Raw genomic sequence first — 16732 nt, 5'->3', positions numbered from 1 at the left:
CCGCTCAGAACAGACCGCCTTCGGTGTGGGCAACGGATGCGGTTGCCGGTAGCCGCGAGACCGGCGGACTCACCTCGACCCGCTCCCGGCCGTCCCAGCGCCACGGCGTGACCAGCACCGCATCGATACCGTCCCGGCGCGCCAATTGTGCGATGGCCAACCCGGGAACCTGTGGATAGCAACCCCATTCGCGTTCACTGGTCATCACGACATCGAGGTCGAAGGCGGCGAGCAGGCCGAGACATTTTGCCCGCGAATCATCGTCCACTCCCGCGAACGCCTCGTCGAGCGCGACGAGCCGCGGGGCCTGGGATTTCCCCGCGGAGCTGTAGAACGAGGACGCGGCGGCGAACAACGGCACCGAGGTGACCAGTGCCCGTTCGCCCCCGGACGCCGGTCCGGCCGCGGGCCGCCACTGGCCCTCCTGGTAGCGCTGGATACGGAATTCGTGCCAGGACCGGTAGTCCAGCGCCCGCGTCAGCTGTTCGGTCCAGCCGCCGCCGGTGGTGTCGTCGGCGTGCTCACGGTTGATCTGTTCCTGCAGGAACGCTCCGACCAGCGCACGGTCCGCGGTGCTCCACGCGTCGGCGGTCTGCCGCAGCAGCCGGTCGCGCACCTGCCCCAATCCGTCCGGTGCCCCGCGCACCGTATGCCATTGCAGGCGTAACCGCATACCGGTCGAGGTGGGTCGTGCCTCCAGGTCGGCGTTGATCGAGCGCACCCGGTCCTCGGCGCCGGAGATCAGTTCCTGCAGCAGTCCGGCCACCTCGTTGATCAGGTGGTTCTCCAGTATCTCGCGCTCCTTGGCGGACAGCAGCAGGGCGCGGTGCTCGGTTTCGGCGGTCAACGCGTGTACCAGGCCCGGCACGTCCTGCTGGACACCCTGGAACCGCACATCCACCACGATGATGCCGTCGCGGACGGTGAGCCCCACCGAGTGACCGTGCCGGGACAGTGTGTCGGTGAGTAGTTTGTGCTCGGCGGAAACCCGCTGCTGCACCAACTCCCACGGCCGTTCGCCGGCGTCGAGGTCGGCCAGTTCGGCATCGATGGCGCGGGCCAGCGTCACCGCCGGTGTCGGAGCCCAGTCCGCGGCCACGTCCGGAACAACCAGATCGGGCAGTGCGGTGGTGAGCAGGCCGGTGGCGGCGAACGCGCGGAGGTCGGCGATCGTCTGTTCCCGGTCGGCGATTGCCTCGTCGAGTCGACCGGACAGCGTTTCTCGTTGTCCGTCGGCGTGGCCGCGGTCGCCGAGGGCACGGCGCTCGGCAGCCGACGCGGCCTCGGCGGCGTTATCGCACGCGGTGATCTGCTGCCCGACCGATTCGAGCTCACGGAACAGCTCCTCGACGGCGGTGCCCGCGGTCTCGACCAGTGTGCGATGCCGTTCGGCGGCGGCGTCGGCCTCCATCCGGGTCTGCCCGGCGATCTCGGCGGCCTTGTCACGGTATTCGGTGGCCGACTCGAGCTCGTACCCGGCTTCGCGCACCGCCTCTCGTGCTCGCGCGTCCGCGCGTGCCGCCGGCCACAGCCCGGCCAGCGCCACTCGATAGTCACCCAGCGCGGACCGGATTCCGGTCAGGGCGGCGCGATCCACCGGAAGCAGCACGTCGTGCGCGAATTCTTCCGCAGCAGAGAATGTTTCGCGAGCGCGTTGTTCCCGGCGTGAATGCTCCGCGACGGCTTCGGCGTGTTTGCCGTCCAGGTGTTGCCGGGTGCGATGCTCGGCGGCCAGCCGGCCGTGTGCCTCCTGCACAGCGGTATCTGGCGGGCAGCGCCGCTGGTCGATGAGGATCGTCTCCTGACGGTCTGCCAGTTCGAGTGCGGAGGCGGCCAATGTCTCCCGCCGCGCTTCGACCTGCCGGAGTTCGACGTTCAGCTGTTCCAGCCGGGCACGCCGCGCGGTCTCCCGCGCACCTTCCCCGATGTAGGCCGCGGCGGCCTTGTGCCAGGATCCCCGCAAGATACCGATCCGGAAGCTGCCGTCGCTGTCCACCCACGTATCAGCACTGCCGTGCCCGAAACCGATAGCACCCAGCACGGCGGTGACAACGGAATCGTCCAGCGCCGCAGCCTGCGGGTCGGCGCGATCGATCGCCGGAGCCAGCACCGTGGTCAGCCCGCCGTCCGCGGCGGCGGTACCCACTGCGATCAGGACGTCGTCGGTGACCCCGTCATGCAGGCTGCCGTCCGGGTCCAGCCATGCGTCCAGAATGCCCGCGGCCTGCAACGCGGCTTCCACTCCCGCGCGCTGCTCTTCTGCTACCACGTCGGTGAAATCGATGACCTTCCACAACGGTGCACCGGCTCGGGTGCGGCGTAAGGCCTCGTCCCGGGTGGGTGGTGCGGCCGGCGCGTCGTGGCCGCCCTGCTCAAGTCGTTCGATCTCATCGGTCAGCGCGTCGCGTTCGGCCGTGGCCAGCTCGGTGGCAGCCTCCACTGCCTGCTGTTCCCGGGCGAGTGCCGCGGTGGCCAGTCGCGCCGCCTCGCCCACGGCGGCGTCCGCCGGATTCGGACCGTCGAGGGTGTCGACCCAGACCTCGAGCGCAGCCCGCACCATATCGGGGTCCGCGAACCGCAGAGATGTCACGCCACCGAGGTATTCGGTGAATTCGTCGACCAGGGCGGCTCCGGCGGCCGTGACACCCTGTTCCGCCGCCAGTATCCGCTCGGCGGCCTGTTGCAGTTCGCCCGTGATCCGATCCACTTCGTCGCGCGCACGCCGCGCGGCCCCGTCGGCCGCTTCCGCGGTGTCCAGCAGACCCGACAGCGTAGTCAGCGCGGTCCAGGTGGAATCTACGAGCCGATTGCCTGCCCGTTGCGCCACGGGGTACGGCGCGGCGTCCGTGCCGAGGGCCTCGATCACGGCCGCATGGCCTTCGGCCACCCCGGCCTCGGTCGCCGCCTCCACCGCTGCCTCGGCGGCCTGGGTGTAGGCGTCGGCGTCGGCGGCAGCGACTGTGCGCGCGGCCTCGAGCCGGCCTTCCCTGCGCCGCAGCGTCTCCGCAGCTCCGGTGAGATCGCGTTCGCGATCGGTCGCGAGCACGCCGAGTCGCTCGGCCTCCGATTTCGCTCGAGTCAACGCCTTGGCGTCGCGCATCTCCGGGCTGTCGTGCAAAGCGTCGCGCCGGGCTGAGAGCGTCGAACGGCGCGCAACGGCGGTGTTCCGCTCCGCCACAGCCTCCCTCACCGCGGCTTCGGTCCGCTCGAACGCCGTCTGTGCCTCGGCCAGTTCGGCGTTCAGCCTCTCGTAGCGACTATGCGCCTTGCGGGGCGGTTCGGCTCGCCGCTTCGCCGCGATCCGCGCATACCTGCGGTAGTGGCCCAAAAACGTCTCGCCCGCCGACCGCGCCTCGGCCAGGCCGCGCAATGCCTCGCGTTCCTCGTCCAGCCCCCGGAACGCCTCGGCCACCGTGGTGACCAGCACCGGGTCCAGCGGCGGCAGCGCCTCGGTGAGCGCACGGGAGAGCAGCTTCTCGTCCGGTTTCTTCGACAACTGCGGCTGCCGCAGCTGAATCAGTAGGTTGACCAGCGCCTCGTAACGGTGCTGTCCCAGCCCGAACAGCGCCTCGTCTACTGCGCGGCGGTAGTCGGAGGCCGTATCGTAGAGCCCGATACCGCCGAGCGCGTCCTTGAGTTTCTCCCTGGTCAGCGCCACCTTCGTCGGGCCGATCAGGGACAATTCCTCGGCTACACCCCGATGACCGACACGTTGTCCGGTCACGAAGAACCAGTGCCGGGCGATACCGCGACCGGCGGCCGCTTTGAGCCCGCAGCCGATGGTCCGGTATTCCGGGGTGCCGTCCGCTGTCAGCCGGCCGAACTCCAGCCAGGTGTAACCGAGCCGCTCGGTATGCGGATGTTTACCGCCCAACAGCAGATTCCATTCCATCCGCTTATTGCGGTCGCCGTCGGGTTCCACCCGGTGGGCTGCCAGCTCCCCATCGAGCAGGAACGGCACCGTCAGCGCCAGCACCTTCGATTTCCCGGTGCCGTTGTTGCCGCGCAACAACAGGCGGCCATCGTGGAAATGGAACTCCTCGACGTCGTAGTAGAACAGGTCGACCAGTCCGGCCCGCAGCGGCTGCCAGCGCTGCCGGGCCGGGACGGGAGGCAGACTCATCGCAACCGCCCCTTTCGTGTCGTGCGGCGTGTCCGGGGCTCACTGCCGTCGCGAATCACCGCTTCCCGCACGGAATACCGAGATATCGCGGGCAACGCCCGGACTGCGTCCGGCGCGGAGTCCGCTACCAGCCGCAGGGCCCGTAATGTGGTGAGGGCGATCTCGAGCAGTTCGGTGTCTGCGCCGGGCTCGGTGACCCCACGACGCCAGTACGAGGTGTGTTGACGAGCGAGAGCACGCACCTGAGCTCGCAGTGTGTCCAGCAGTACCGGTTCGCCGACCCGACCGGACAGATATTCCGCTATCAGCAGGGTGACGTGGCCGTCGGTCCGCTGCTCCGGCATTCGCACATCGGTCAGGTCGTCGTCCGGATCGACCATCGCAATACCCTCGGCGCGCATCTCGGCAACCAAACCGGTCGCCTGCTCGATACGGCGGGTAATGGCGGTGCGCTGGTTGATCAGATAGGCTCGTTCGTCGTCCGTCAGGTCGTCGTAGTAGAGCACCGGATCGTCCAGTAGCCGCCGAGTCAGCTGGTGGCGCAGCGTGCGACGCCGCAAATCCTCGGTATCGGGCACTGATTCGGCCGACAGCACCGCGAGCCGCTGCTCGAATCCCGGTTCCGTAACGGTCGACGGCCCCCGGCCGGTGGTGAGCAGCGCTGCCAGCACCCGGCGGCGGACGTCGTACAGGACGTCTCCGGTATCGCCGAGGTAGGAATCCTCCTCGCCGGCGACCCGCTCCAGCGCACCCCAGGCCAGCAACACCCGCACCACGGCCACCAGATCCGCGCGCTCGTCGCGGCGGCTCAGCGTGAATTCGACACCCGCAGCGGCGAATTCCGGGTCACCGGCGGCGACCAGCACCCCTTCCGCCAAACGGCCCAGCGTGACCTGTGCGTCGGCTCGCTCCAGCACCGCCAGAGCCAGGCACAGCAGCACATAACGCCGTCGGCCGAACGGCGCCCTGCCTTTTCCGTCCCGCGCCGGATGAGTGGCGTCCTCCGTGGTGGCGGATACCTTGAACAGGCGCGCCGATTCGGCGTCCACCAGCAGCCGCCAGCCGGTCTCCGCGGCGAACCAGTCCCGTAGATACGCGGCATGTCGACGGACCGGACGCAGAGCGTCCTCGTCGGCGACTACCGTCAGCAGCGGCTTGGCCAGGAGCGCCCGCATCGCGCGGCGGCGCTGCGCCTGCTCTTCCTGCGAATCCATCAGGCAGGTGCCCCCACCAGGGCGGCTCCCATGAGGTCGATGATCTCGAGGATATGTTCCGGGCCGCGCAGCACACCGTCTTCGGTGGGAATCTCGACGTCCCGCGCGTCGGCGACCGCGGTCAGCCGGATCAGCATTGTACCGTCGCCGGTGGTGGTTTCCACCTCGGCCGCACCAGGCTGTCGCGCCGACAGCGCATCGCCGAGCAAGCCCAGGAACAGCCGGAACACGCGGGTGTCCAGGACATCGACCTGCGACAGCAGCACCGGGCCTCCGGTGGCCAGCCGGGCACGGGCGGCCGCGACCTGCTGCCGTTCACGCGCGGCCTGCTCCGCCAGCATGCGGCGGGCCTCGGCGCGGTCGGCGACCCGGGCCGGTTGCCCACGCCGCTCATAGGTGCCGGTGCGGCGCAGTTGCGGGCTGATCTCCACCCCCGGCGCCTCGGCCCACGGAAGGCCGGGCGGCGGCTCCACTTTCTCCCACCGCTGCACCGTCTCCGCCGTCACCGTCAGATGCCGGGCCGGCGTGAGACCGAAAGCGGACCGCCACAGCCGATGCGCCGCAGCATCGTCGGGCGCCTCGGCGAACCACCGGGCCAGCGCCCGGAAATCGGCGGACCGGTCGGAGCGGCCCGAGCGTCGCTCGTTCAGCGTGGCGACCGTATCGATCAACTGGGTGATGGCGGTGACCGCCGCCGAGCGCAGCAGCCGGGCCTGCGACGGGTGCTGCGAATCGGCCGAGACGAACCATTCGCGCAGGCCACGCCACCGGTTCAGCCATATGGTGAGTGTGTCGGAGAGCGCCGCTTCGTAGGCGTCCCGGTTCGCGTCCGGGATCTCGGCCACCTCGGGCACCAGATCGCGAGCCTCACGTTCCACTACCAGCCGCAGCAGACGCTCCACCGCTTCGGGGGCCGGCTCATCCAGCAGCGCCGCGATTTCCGCGCCGCGATTCGCGAGATCGGCGATGAACCGGTTGATGTAGTCGATCAGCCGCTGCTTGTAGGCCACGAACGCCTCGACGTCACCGTCGGAGAAATCGATCACCCGGCGCAGCGACGCCATAAAAGCCTGAGCGTTATCGGCCAACCCGGAAAACCGTTCCACCAGCCCGAGGAGCAGCAGATGCACCTTCGCCGGATCGATATCGGCGACCTCGGCCCGAGCGAGCGCCACCAATGCCCGCAACTGGTTCGCGATGTCCTCGAGCGCCACCGACTGGAGTGCGCCCCGGCGTCCCAGGGCCTCGTCATAGACGGCGAGCGCTTCCTCTGCAGCCTGCCCGGCGGCGGTCAATTGATACAGGTATCGAGCCCGATGGAAATCGGCCACCGTCGTCACCCGGCCGGTATCCGGATCCGACCGCAGGTTGCCCCACCCGACCAACTGTTCCAACGCGGCCGCCACGGTCTCCGGCGCACCCGAATGCCCCAGCTCGACTGCCACATCCTCCGGCCGCATATGGACGATGAACCGATCCCGGGCATGCACGAACACGACCAGCACATCCCGATAGAGTTCGGCATTGGGCGCGCTCAGATGAGCGAACGGCTGCACTGGCGGCTGGTCGGAATTCACGAGAACCATTGTGCCGAACCCTACCGACGGCTGCGCAGAAACTGTGGCTACCAGCCTGTTCCGGCGAACCACGCATCCACTGTGGATTCGGGAGCGGTCTCGAATGACCTGTCTCTGCACAAGGAGCTCACGGAACTGTTCACCGATGATGGGAGCCTGCATGATCTGCTCGACTGCAACGAAGAGCGGGCACGCACCGATAGGATCGTTCAACAGCTAGGCAACCGGCGCAGATTGGTGGGGATTCGGTATGGAGAAGGGTCGGTGGACCACGGTCACCGAGTCGAGTTTCGACCATGAGCGCCGGGGTCTCGAGGCGATCCGTACCCGCCTGCCCGATAACGCCCCGTGGGCCGCATGGTCGAATTTCACCTTCACCGCGCAGACCGGGCATGTGCGGGAGGTGGACCTGCTCGTCATCTCACCCTCCGGCGTGTACATGGTCGAGTTGAAGGATTGGCGCGGCGAGCTCACGTGGCGCGACGGCGCCTGGGTGCAGGTGACACCGAACGGCAGCCGGCGTAAACGTCGCAGTCCGGTGCATCTGGTGAACCAGAAGTCGAAGGAGCTGGCGAGCCTGCTCGGCCGGCACGGCGTCAACGTGCGGGTGCACCACGCGGTGTGCTTCACCAATTCGGATTTGAAGTTCAGATTGCCCGACGGCGAGAAGGCCACCACCCATACTGTGGCCGGACTGGTGAAGCGGCTTGCTGCGCCGGCGCAGGAGCCACATCATCGCATCGACCCTATGCGGGCGGAACGAATCGCCAAGGCACTGAACGCGCTGGGTATCCGCCGTAGCGACGCCGAGTTCGCGGTGGGCCCTTACGCCCTGGAGCGCAAACCCTACGACACCGGTCCCACCTGGCAGGATTACCTGGCACGCCACGAATCCCTGGGTGAGCTGGTCCGCATCCGGATCTACCTGCAGGAACGCGGAGCCGACCAGGAGGCGCGCAATTCGGTCGGCAACGCCGCCCACCGGGAGGCCACCGCCTTGGACCGGTTCCGGCATCCGGGGGTGGTCCAGTTGAAGCTGTTCGATCCGTCGGCGCATTCGGCGGGCCCCGCACTCATCTTCCAGTTCCATCCCGACACCCTGCCGTTGGAGGAGTATCTCGCCCGCTATGGCGGGCTGCTCGCTCTCGCAGACCGAATGGGGCTGGTGCGCCAGCTCGTGGAGACCTTGCGGTCGGCGCACAAGGCACGGATCCATCACCGCGCGCTCACCGCGCATTCGATCCATGTGGTCCCGCGTCCCGGTGAGTCCGAGGAGCAACGCTGGCGCGCCCCGCGTCTGCAGATTTCCGATTGGCAGCTGGCGAAGACGCTGCGTGCGGGCAGTGCTCATCCCGGCGGTCCGCGCCATTCCTCGACCACACTGTCGGTGCAGCATCTGTCCGCCGGTACCGAGGCGTATCTCGCGCCGGAACTCACTGCGCCGCGCCCGGATCCGATCGCGCTGGATGTCTACGGCCTCGGCATGCTCACGTTCCTACTGGCGACCGGCAGCGCTCCGGCAGCCACGCAGGCCGAGTTGCTGGCGCGGTTCGAATCGGGTGAGTCGTTGCGTCCCAGCGCATTGTTGGCGGGCCCGAACGACGATCTGGATCTGCTGGTGGCCACCGCCACCGAATTCAAACCAACCTTGCGACTCACCTCGATGGACGAGTTCCTCGAACAGCTCGACGAGGTGGACGAATCATTGCAGCCGCCGGTGGAGAGCGAGCATCCGGAACCTGAGCCCGATCCCCTCGAGGCCGGTCCCGACGATGTGCTGGGCGACCGCTGGCAGGTGGTGCGCAGGCTCGGCACCGGGTCGACGAGCCGGGCGCTGCTGGTGCGTGATCTGCGGGCAGATCTCACCAAGCGCGGTGCGTATCCACTCGCCGTGCTGAAGGTGGCGCTCTCGGATGAACGCACCGACTACTTGGTGAAGGAAGCCGAGGTGCTGCGCCGGTTGCGGCCACATTCCGGGGTGATCACCCTGCTCGAGCCCGGCGTGGTGCAACTCGGCGGCCGGACCACGCTGGTGCTGGAGTATGTCGGCGATGAGCAGGTCGCGACCGAACCGGAGTCCGGTGGTAAGCGGCGGCGCACAGAGGAGACGGTGGCGCGCCAGCTGCGCGATACCGGCCGTTTGCAGATCGATCAGCTCGAGCGGTACAGCGACTATCTGTTCGGCGCGATCGATTTCCTGGAAGGCGAAGGGATCTGGCATCGCGACCTGAAACCGGACAATATTGCGATCAGGGTGCGTCCCAACCGTACTCGCGAGCTGGTACTGATCGATTTCTCGCTTTCCTGGTATCCGGCCACTCAGGTGGAGGCCGGTACCGACGGCTACCTGGATCCGTTCATCGGCAAGCACATCATTCCCCGTTCTTCCTACGACTCGCACGCCGAGCGGTACGCCTTGGCGATCACCCTGCACGAGATGGCGTCCGGTGAGCTGCCGAAGTGGGGGGACGGCAGTGCGCTGCCGCAGCAGCTCGACGCGGACGAATGGCCGTATCCGCAGATCGCCGCGGACGGTTTCGACCCTGCCCTGCGCGACGGGCTGGTCGCGTTCTTCCGTAAAGCGTTGCATCGCGATACCGCCCAGCGTTTCCCGGATCTGAAGCCGATGCGCGACAGCTGGCGTCAGATTTTCCTTGCCCTCATGCAGGCGGTACCGTCGCGCAGCCGCCACCCGGAGCAGGTATCCGAACGGGTAACCCCGGCGGAGGAACGGGAGCTCGCCGCCGAACAGGTCACCCGCGAAACCCATCTGTCCGCCGCCGGATTGTCACCCACCGCCGAACAGTTCCTCTACGGGCTGGAAGTGACCACGGTCGGTGAGCTGCTCGACTACGGGCAGCGTAGTCTCGTCACCGCCCGCGGCTTGGGCTACCTCACCCGTCGGGAGATCCAGCAACGGCAGAGGGAGTGGGGGCAGCGGCTCGGCAAATTCGCCCCGGCCCCGCTCGCCTCGGAGGCGCGTAAAGCGGCGAAGGCCGAATCCACCGCCCTGGCCGCCGATCTCGATGCGCTGTCGCTGGACAACCTGATCACCCGGTTCGTCCCCGAGCTCAAACCCGACCGCTCGAACGAGCACAAGGTGCACGCGGTAGCCAGGCTGCTTCGGGTGCCCGGTGACAGCGACCTCCCCGAGCTGGGCACTTGGCCGACCCAGGCCGCAGTGGCGAAATCGCCCGGCCAGTCGTCGAGCGGTCTCACTCAGCTGCTGAGGCAGGAGCGGCAACGCTGGAAACGCAATCCCGCCTTCCCTGCGCTGCGTGCGCAGGTTCTCGGTCTGCTCGCCGAATTCGGTCGCATCGCTTCGGCCACCGAACTCGCCGACGCGCTCACCGCGAGCCGCGGCACCCGTCTCGATAGCCGTCACGATCGCCGCGCGATGGGATCGGCGGTGTTGCGAGTGGTCGTCGAGGTCGAGCAGCTGGTGCCGGAGGAAAAAGCATTTTCGACCCAGGTGCGCCGCGCAGGTGCCGGCACCGACGGCGCCGATGTGACGGTTCTGCTGGCACTCGAGGTGGATCAGGACACCGAACCCGACGCCCCCTCCTTCCACGGCCTCGTCCACTACGCGCAGCGCCTCGGCCGTATCGCCGACACCCTTGCTGCCGAGGAAACCCTCCCGACCGCCGCCACAGCACTGGAGCGGTTCGCAGCCGTGGACCGTCCGGCCGAATTCTTCTGGGACGAACGCCGTCTCGCCCAAATCGCGGTGGCCGCCTCCCGCACCGCCGCCGTAACCCCACGCCTCGAGGTGTATCCGCGGGCGCTGCCGCTGGTGCGCGCCATCCGCCTCACCCAGGCCGGTTTGATGACCTGGATTCCCGGTGTGCGCCCCGATCTGCAACCCGGCCTCGAGGTCAAGGACGTGCACGAACGTATCCGTGCCCGCTTCCCCGATCTCGCTATCGACGGTGAGGGAGGTCTGCCGACCGGGCCGGCGCTCACCAAGGCGTTACGCGATGCCGGTTTCGCCGTCCACCTGGCGACCCGGGCGAACACCCACCGCCATCGCTACCTCCCCGACCACACCGACACCCCCTCCAGCTATCACGCCACTTCCCTGCGCCGCACCACCGACACCGACCGCCCCACCCTCTCCCGCTACGCCCAGGACCCGCTGGTGGCCGCCGCCGCCCGCGCCGAGGACAGCCTCGTATCCGCCGCCGAACGCGACGGTTTCCGCGTGCTCACCGTCGAATCCCGGCAGGTCCGCACCGCTGCCGACACCCTGGCCCGCCGGTTCGCGGCCCGCCCGCTCTCGGTGACCGAACTGTTCCTCACCGCCCTGCGTGCCCTCGTCCCGCCGGGCACCAAACCCACCTGGGACACGATCCTGCGCGCCGATATCGCCGCCCCCGGTTCCAAAGCGGCCGTGAAGTTCTCCGAATACGCCCGCACCGCATGGAGCAGCGTGGAGCCGCGCATCGCCGAACAGCTCCCCGGCGAGGGCCCCCTCCTGCTCACCGACGCCCACGTCTTCGCCCGCTACGGCGCCCTCGGCGTGCTCAGCCGCACCGTCGAACAGGCCCGCCGGGGCCGGGGCGCGGTATGGCTGCTGTGCCCACAGCCCGATGCCGATCGCGACCCGCATCTGGGCACGGTGGCGGTGCCGTACCAGTCGTCGCTGCACGAATGGATCCCGCTACCCGCGAGCTGGGTCCGCAATCTGCACCGCGCCACCGATACCGCGGCGGCACCCGACGCCGGCCAGGCGTCTGCGTAATCTCGTTCCGTAACCGTCTCCCGCACACAGGAGTTCAGCCCATGATCGATCGCGCCGCCCTGCTCGCCGACCTGAAAAAGCAGGTAGCGGCAGCCGAGAAAGATCTGGACGCCCAACTGAAACACCCCGCCCTCGCCGACACCCGCGCCGGCCTGCACGCGGAATGGGCCCGCGCCCGCGACCTGAAACGCACCGCCGCCACCGAAACCTCCTGGCTCGACGAACGCCGCACCCAGGTAGCGGTGGCATGGGTCCTGGGCACGGTCTTCGTCCGCTTCTGCGAAGACAACCACCTCATCCCCGACCCCTACCTCACCGGCCCCACCCCCGACCGCCGCGAACTCGCTCTCGCCCGCTACGACGCCTACGTGGAAACCGACCCCGATCCGACCTACCGCGGCTGGCTGGAACACGCCTTCGCCGAACTCGGGGCGGGGCAGGCGGGGAAACTGCTCTTTGACCCGGCGCACAATGCGCTCTACCAGGTTCCGCTATCCCACGACGGGGCACGGGATCTCATCGAGTTCTGGCGGGAGCGGGACGAGCACGGGGTGCTGGTCCACGATTTCACTGACCCGCTGGACGAGGAGGGGATCAACGGGTGGGATACGCGGTTCCTGGGCGACCTCTATCAGGACCTCTCCGAGGACATCCGCAAGAACTACGCGCTGCTGCAAACGCCGGAGTTCGTGGAGGAGTTCATTCTCGATCGGACGATGACGCCCGCTATCCGGGAGTTCGGGTTCGAAGACCTGAAGATGATCGATCCGACGTGCGGGTCGGGGCATTTCATCCTGGGAGCGTTTCAACGGCTCATGGGGTTGTGGTCTGAGAAATATCCCAGCAAGGATCGGCACGAACAGGTGCGGTCGGCTCTCGAATCGGTGCACGGTGTGGATATCAATCCCTTCGCCGTCGCGATCGCACGATTCCGGTTGTTGGTCGCCGCTATGGCTGCGGCTAACATGCGCACGCTCGCAGAAACCACCCAGCACGAGTGGCCCATCAAGGTCGCCGTCGGCGACTCCCTAATAAAAGAACGTCAGCTTGAGCTATCCCTCGGTGCCGACCGACCAGGCGGCCCCCTTATTGAATTCTCGTACGGTACCGAAGATATCCAAGACTATCCCACGATTTTGCAGCCCGGGCGATACGATGTGGTAGTAGGAAATCCGCCGTACATCACCGTCAAAGACAAGCATCTAAGTGCTCAATACCGAAACTGGTACGACGCTTGCGCTGGCGCCTACGCACTATCAGTCCCATTCGCTCAAAGATTCTTTGAGTTAGCTAAGCAGTACGATGATAGTGGCACATTCGGCCGAGTCGGGCAGATTACCGCCAGCTCTTTCATGAAGCGCGAATTCGGAAACAGGCTTGTGGAGAGATTCTTTGCACGGGATATCGAGCTAACAGAAGTCATCGATACTTCTGGCGCATACATCCCCGGGCACGGCACACCCACTGTAATCTTGATCGGCACCACACGCACTGACCCACACCGCTCACCGACAATCCGCACTGCTCGAAGCGCACAGGGGGAACCGCACTCTCCAGAGATTCCGGAACAAGGTTTAGTGTGGAGCGCAATCGTCGACCAGATCGACCAACCCGGCTCCAAGAGTGAATGGGTCGCGGTTGACGACTTGGGCCGACAGCAATATTTCGCCAAACAGCCATGGATTCTAACAGCAGGCGGACTCGAAATGGTCTCCCAGCTGGACTCTGCCGGCGCCACAAAGCTCGGAACAATCGTTGAAGTTATCGGAAGAACAACTCATACCGGTTTGGACGATGCCTACTACATGCCCCGGTCGTCTGGAATAACTCGCGGAATTCAGAAGAACTGCGTGCCAGTTGTACTGGGAGACGGCATCCGTGACTACCAGGTCGCAGCCCCGACGAGCACATATTTCCCTTATGATCAGCATGGCGCACCTCGCCCCATCGGTGCTACCGAGGAACGTTTCCTCTGGCCGATGAGAACGTTGCTGCGCCAACGAGTCGACTTCGGAAACCGACCCGAAGAACGAGGTCTGAGATGGTTCGACCACAGTATGTTTTTTCCAAAGCGTTTCCGATCACCGTTATCGATCGCCTTCCCATTCGTAGCCACACACAACCATTTCGCACTCGACCGAGGCGGTAAGGTATTCAAGCAAACTGCGCCAGCAATAAAATTGCCTGAGAATGCAACCGAGGAGGATCACCTGCGACTACTCGGCCTACTCAATAGCTCCACCGCCTGCTTTTGGCTCAAAATGGTGAGCTATCCGAAAGGTGGCGACCCTATGGGAAATTCAGGCGCACGCGTATCTATCCACCCGTGGTCGGACCGATACGAGTTCACTGGGGGAAATCTGTCTGATTTCCCAGTCCCCACTCCACAGCAAAAAAACATCGCCACCGAACTGGATCAGGCTGCGCGCGAGCTTGACATCCTGCAGACCGGCAATGTATCAGACGATGCTCCTTCTGCGGGGTTACTCACAGTGAAACGCACAGAATGGGATCGCCTGAGGGAGAGAATGATCTTTCTTCAGGAAGAGCTTGACTGGTGGACATACTCCGCGTATGAGCTAATCCCAACCGAACTTCAGAATCCTCCAGCAACGCATGTGCCGATAAATCTGGGTGAGCGAGCATTTGAGATTGTCCTCGCCCGCCAGATTGCAAATGGTGAAGCATCCGACGAGTGGTTCAAGCGACACGGCTCCACTGCCATTACGGACATCCCCGCCCACTGGCCTGAATCTTATCGGCAGCTGGTGCAACGCCGCATCGAGACCATCGAATCAAACCAAGCGATCAATATGATCGAGCGCCCAGAATACAAGCGCCGCTGGGCAACCGAGGGTTGGGATTCGTTGCAGAATAAAGCTCTACGCTCTTGGCTTCTAGATCGCCTGGAGGCCCGCCACCTGTGGTTTGACGATTTCGACCAGCCGCAGCTTCTAACCCTGTCCCGGCTTACAGATCATCTCTCCCGCGATGAGGATTTCGTTTCGGTGGCTGCTCTCTACGTCCCGCACACCGCCGTCGCCAAAATCGTGTCTGACCTGATCGCCCCCGAACACGTCCCGGCAGTCGCCGCGCTGCGCTACAAACCGTCCGGCTTGAAGAAGCGCGCCGACTGGGAGCACGTCTGGAACCTCCAGCGCGCCGAGGACCACGAACCCGATGGCGCCAAGAAACTGGACATCCGAAAATCCATCCCGGCCCCCCCGAAGTACACCTCTGCCGATTTCCTGCGCACCTCCTACTGGCAGGTACGCGGCAAACTCGATGTCCCCAAGGAACGTTTCATCTCCTACGCCACCACCAACACCCCCACCCCCGACCTGTACGGCTGGGCCGGCTGGGACCACCGCGAACAAGCCTTCGCCCTCGCCACCCACCTCACCAACGCCGCACCGCCGACCGAGGTGATCACCCCACTCCTGGCCGCCATGCTTGAACTGCAACCCTGGCTCGACCAATGGCATACCGAAGTCGACCCCGCCTACGGCCTCTCACCCGCCGCCTTCCTCGCCTCCCACCGCCGCACCATCCAGGGCGAACACAACCTCACCGACGACTATCTGCGAGCCTGGCGCCCACCGGCCGACTCGCGCGGCGGCCGCGGCGGTCGTCGAAAGGTCGATACCTCAGCCACGAGCTGAACGCCACTCAGAACCGCGAAGGGCTCGTACTCAGCAATGCAGTACGAGCCCTTCCTCAGGTTTGGAATCTGATGTCAAAAGACTCCACCGTGCACCGCGCGGGTGAACGTCTCCCACGCATACGGTGAAAACGCCAGCACGGGCCCACTGGGATCCTTGGAATCACGGACACCGACCATGCGCTGCACCAAGTGCGCGACTTCGACGCACTCTTGGCTCCCTGAGCTATGGCTGCTCTTGAACCACTGTGCCCCTGATAGATCGACCGTCACCGAACCCACTCCTCTGCAATCTCCTGGATGAGGTCATAACTACCGGCCTCGTCCAGCGCGACACGCCGGATGTCAGCATACGCGTCACGGTATTGGTCGTACTCGGCCTGCTTGTCCAGATACAGGGCGCCTGTGAATCCCTGGACGTAGACAACCGGTGGATCCGTGAGCTTCGCCGTCGGATGGCGGGGAAACTCCAGAATCACGAAATGACCGGTCACGACACCCTTGTGCCGGCGTGCGGCCAACGGGACCACCCGAACCGCCACGTTCGGCATCTGGTCTGCATCCAAGAGATGCGCCAACTGTGCGGCCATGATGTCAGGCGACCCGATGCTGCGCCGGAGGACGGACTCGTCCACCATCACGGTCAGCTCCAGCGGATGCTTCCTGCTGTGCAACCGGTCGAGCCGGCGGGTGTGCAGTTCCAGGCGTAGTTCCACCTCACTGGTTGCCATCCCGGGGAACTCAGCCCAGATCACTTCCCGCCGATAGTCGACGGTTTGGAGCAGTCCAGGCAACAGCATCGTGTGGTACGAGCTGAAACTCCGCGCCGCATCCTCCAGACCCATATAGAGGTCGAAGTGTTTGGGAATAGCATCGCCGAAGGCGTGCCACCAGCCCTTGGCCTGCGATTCCTCCGTCAGTCCCAGGAGAACCGCCGCGTCCTCGTCGTTCAATCGGTACATCTCGGCCAAGTGGGTGATGAACAAGGGGTTGATCCGCGTCGGCTGCCCGGTCTCCATCCGCCAGAAGGTCTGTTTCGATACGCCGATCGCCCGGCGCGCGGCTTCAGCAGAGATCCCGGCTTCCTCACGCTTTTCTCGCAACAGGCGGGCAAGGATGCGTCGCGGAAGCGTCGAGTTGGGGACGGTCGAACTCTCGATCATTGGATGCTCCAGATGGATTGAGTGACGAGATGGTTCGTACTGGAACCGATTCTGCCCCCGTTCAGGAACTTTCACCCTCTTTTCAAGAATTTTCGTTCGGGAATGTTCCCCGATGGGTTGTTTCGATGGTCGACTGGCTCCACACCGAGCAAAACACCAGCGTTGCTATCGAATTGGCGCCAACGCTGTGCGCTCCACCCAGTTCGGCTGCCCGCCTCTGTTCCAGCCCGAAACCACCGAGGTACACCACGAC

The 16732-nt window shown here is 65.8% G+C and carries 7 protein-coding genes; 2 read left to right on the top strand and 5 right to left on the bottom strand.

Annotation, left to right across the window (positions count from 1 at the left end; genetic code table 11):
* Positions 1-4 precede the first annotated feature (4 nt).
* From ACFWPH_RS27210 to ACFWPH_RS27200, 3 genes are read right to left on the bottom strand one after another with little or no spacing between them, the layout of a single operon-like run.
* Positions 5-4123: a TIGR02680 family protein gene (locus tag ACFWPH_RS27210; protein ID WP_378754958.1), complete on the bottom strand. Its 4119-nt coding sequence runs from the start codon at positions 4121-4123 to the stop codon at positions 5-7.
* On the bottom strand, positions 4120-5337 hold the full coding sequence (locus ACFWPH_RS27205; RefSeq protein ID WP_378754957.1) for a TIGR02678 family protein: 1218 nt from the start codon (positions 5335-5337) through the stop codon (positions 4120-4122). Before ACFWPH_RS27205 ends, ACFWPH_RS27210 begins: the two co-directional genes overlap by 4 nt.
* Positions 5337-6914 carry a TIGR02677 family protein gene (locus tag ACFWPH_RS27200; RefSeq protein WP_378754956.1) on the bottom strand — a complete coding sequence of 526 codons (1578 nt, stop codon included), beginning with the start codon at positions 6912-6914 and terminating at the stop codon, positions 5337-5339. Before ACFWPH_RS27200 ends, ACFWPH_RS27205 begins: the two co-directional genes overlap by 1 nt.
* Positions 6915-7164: 250 nt before the next feature.
* On the opposite strand from ACFWPH_RS27200, the gene pglW reads away from it, so the two are divergent.
* On the top strand, positions 7165-11655 hold the full coding sequence (pglW, locus tag ACFWPH_RS27195) for a BREX system serine/threonine kinase PglW (RefSeq protein WP_378754955.1): 4491 nt from the start codon (positions 7165-7167) through the stop codon (positions 11653-11655).
* Positions 11656-11696: 41 nt separating this feature from the next.
* Positions 11697-15317, top strand: coding sequence for a BREX-2 system adenine-specific DNA-methyltransferase PglX (gene pglX, locus ACFWPH_RS27190; protein ID WP_378754954.1), 3621 nt, complete (start codon positions 11697-11699; stop codon positions 15315-15317).
* Positions 15318-15391: 74 nt separating this feature from the next.
* Here pglX and ACFWPH_RS27185 read toward each other — a convergent pair whose 3' ends face one another.
* Positions 15392-15589 carry a DUF397 domain-containing protein gene (locus ACFWPH_RS27185; RefSeq protein WP_378754953.1) on the bottom strand — a complete coding sequence of 66 codons (198 nt, stop codon included), beginning with the start codon at positions 15587-15589 and terminating at the stop codon, positions 15392-15394.
* Entirely contained in the window at positions 15586-16479 is an 894-nt protein-coding gene (locus ACFWPH_RS27180; protein WP_378754952.1) for a helix-turn-helix domain-containing protein, read from the bottom strand. The genes ACFWPH_RS27185 and ACFWPH_RS27180 overlap by 4 nt, the downstream gene beginning before the upstream one ends.
* Between the last annotated feature and the right edge of the window lie 253 nt (positions 16480-16732).

It is taken from the genome of Nocardia sp. NPDC058499, assembly GCF_042719915.1.
Taxonomy (GTDB): domain Bacteria; phylum Actinomycetota; class Actinomycetes; order Mycobacteriales; family Mycobacteriaceae; genus Nocardia.
Note: the sequence above shows the minus strand (reverse complement) of the source record. Positions and strands in the feature narration are given on the sequence as shown.

Excerpts from the sequence above, each read along its gene's own strand:
- ACFWPH_RS27210 (WP_378754958.1), bottom strand. The coding sequence starts at position 4,123 with ATGAGTCTGCCTCCCGTCCCGGCCCGGCAGCGCTGGCAGCCGCTGCGG.
- ACFWPH_RS27205 (WP_378754957.1), bottom strand. The coding sequence starts at position 5,337 with ATGGATTCGCAGGAAGAGCAGGCGCAGCGCCGCCGCGCGATGCGGGCG.
- pglW (WP_378754955.1), top strand. The coding sequence starts at position 7,165 with ATGGAGAAGGGTCGGTGGACCACGGTCACCGAGTCGAGTTTCGACCAT.
- pglX (WP_378754954.1), top strand. The coding sequence starts at position 11,697 with ATGATCGATCGCGCCGCCCTGCTCGCCGACCTGAAAAAGCAGGTAGCG.
- ACFWPH_RS27180 (WP_378754952.1), bottom strand. The coding sequence starts at position 16,479 with ATGATCGAGAGTTCGACCGTCCCCAACTCGACGCTTCCGCGACGCATC.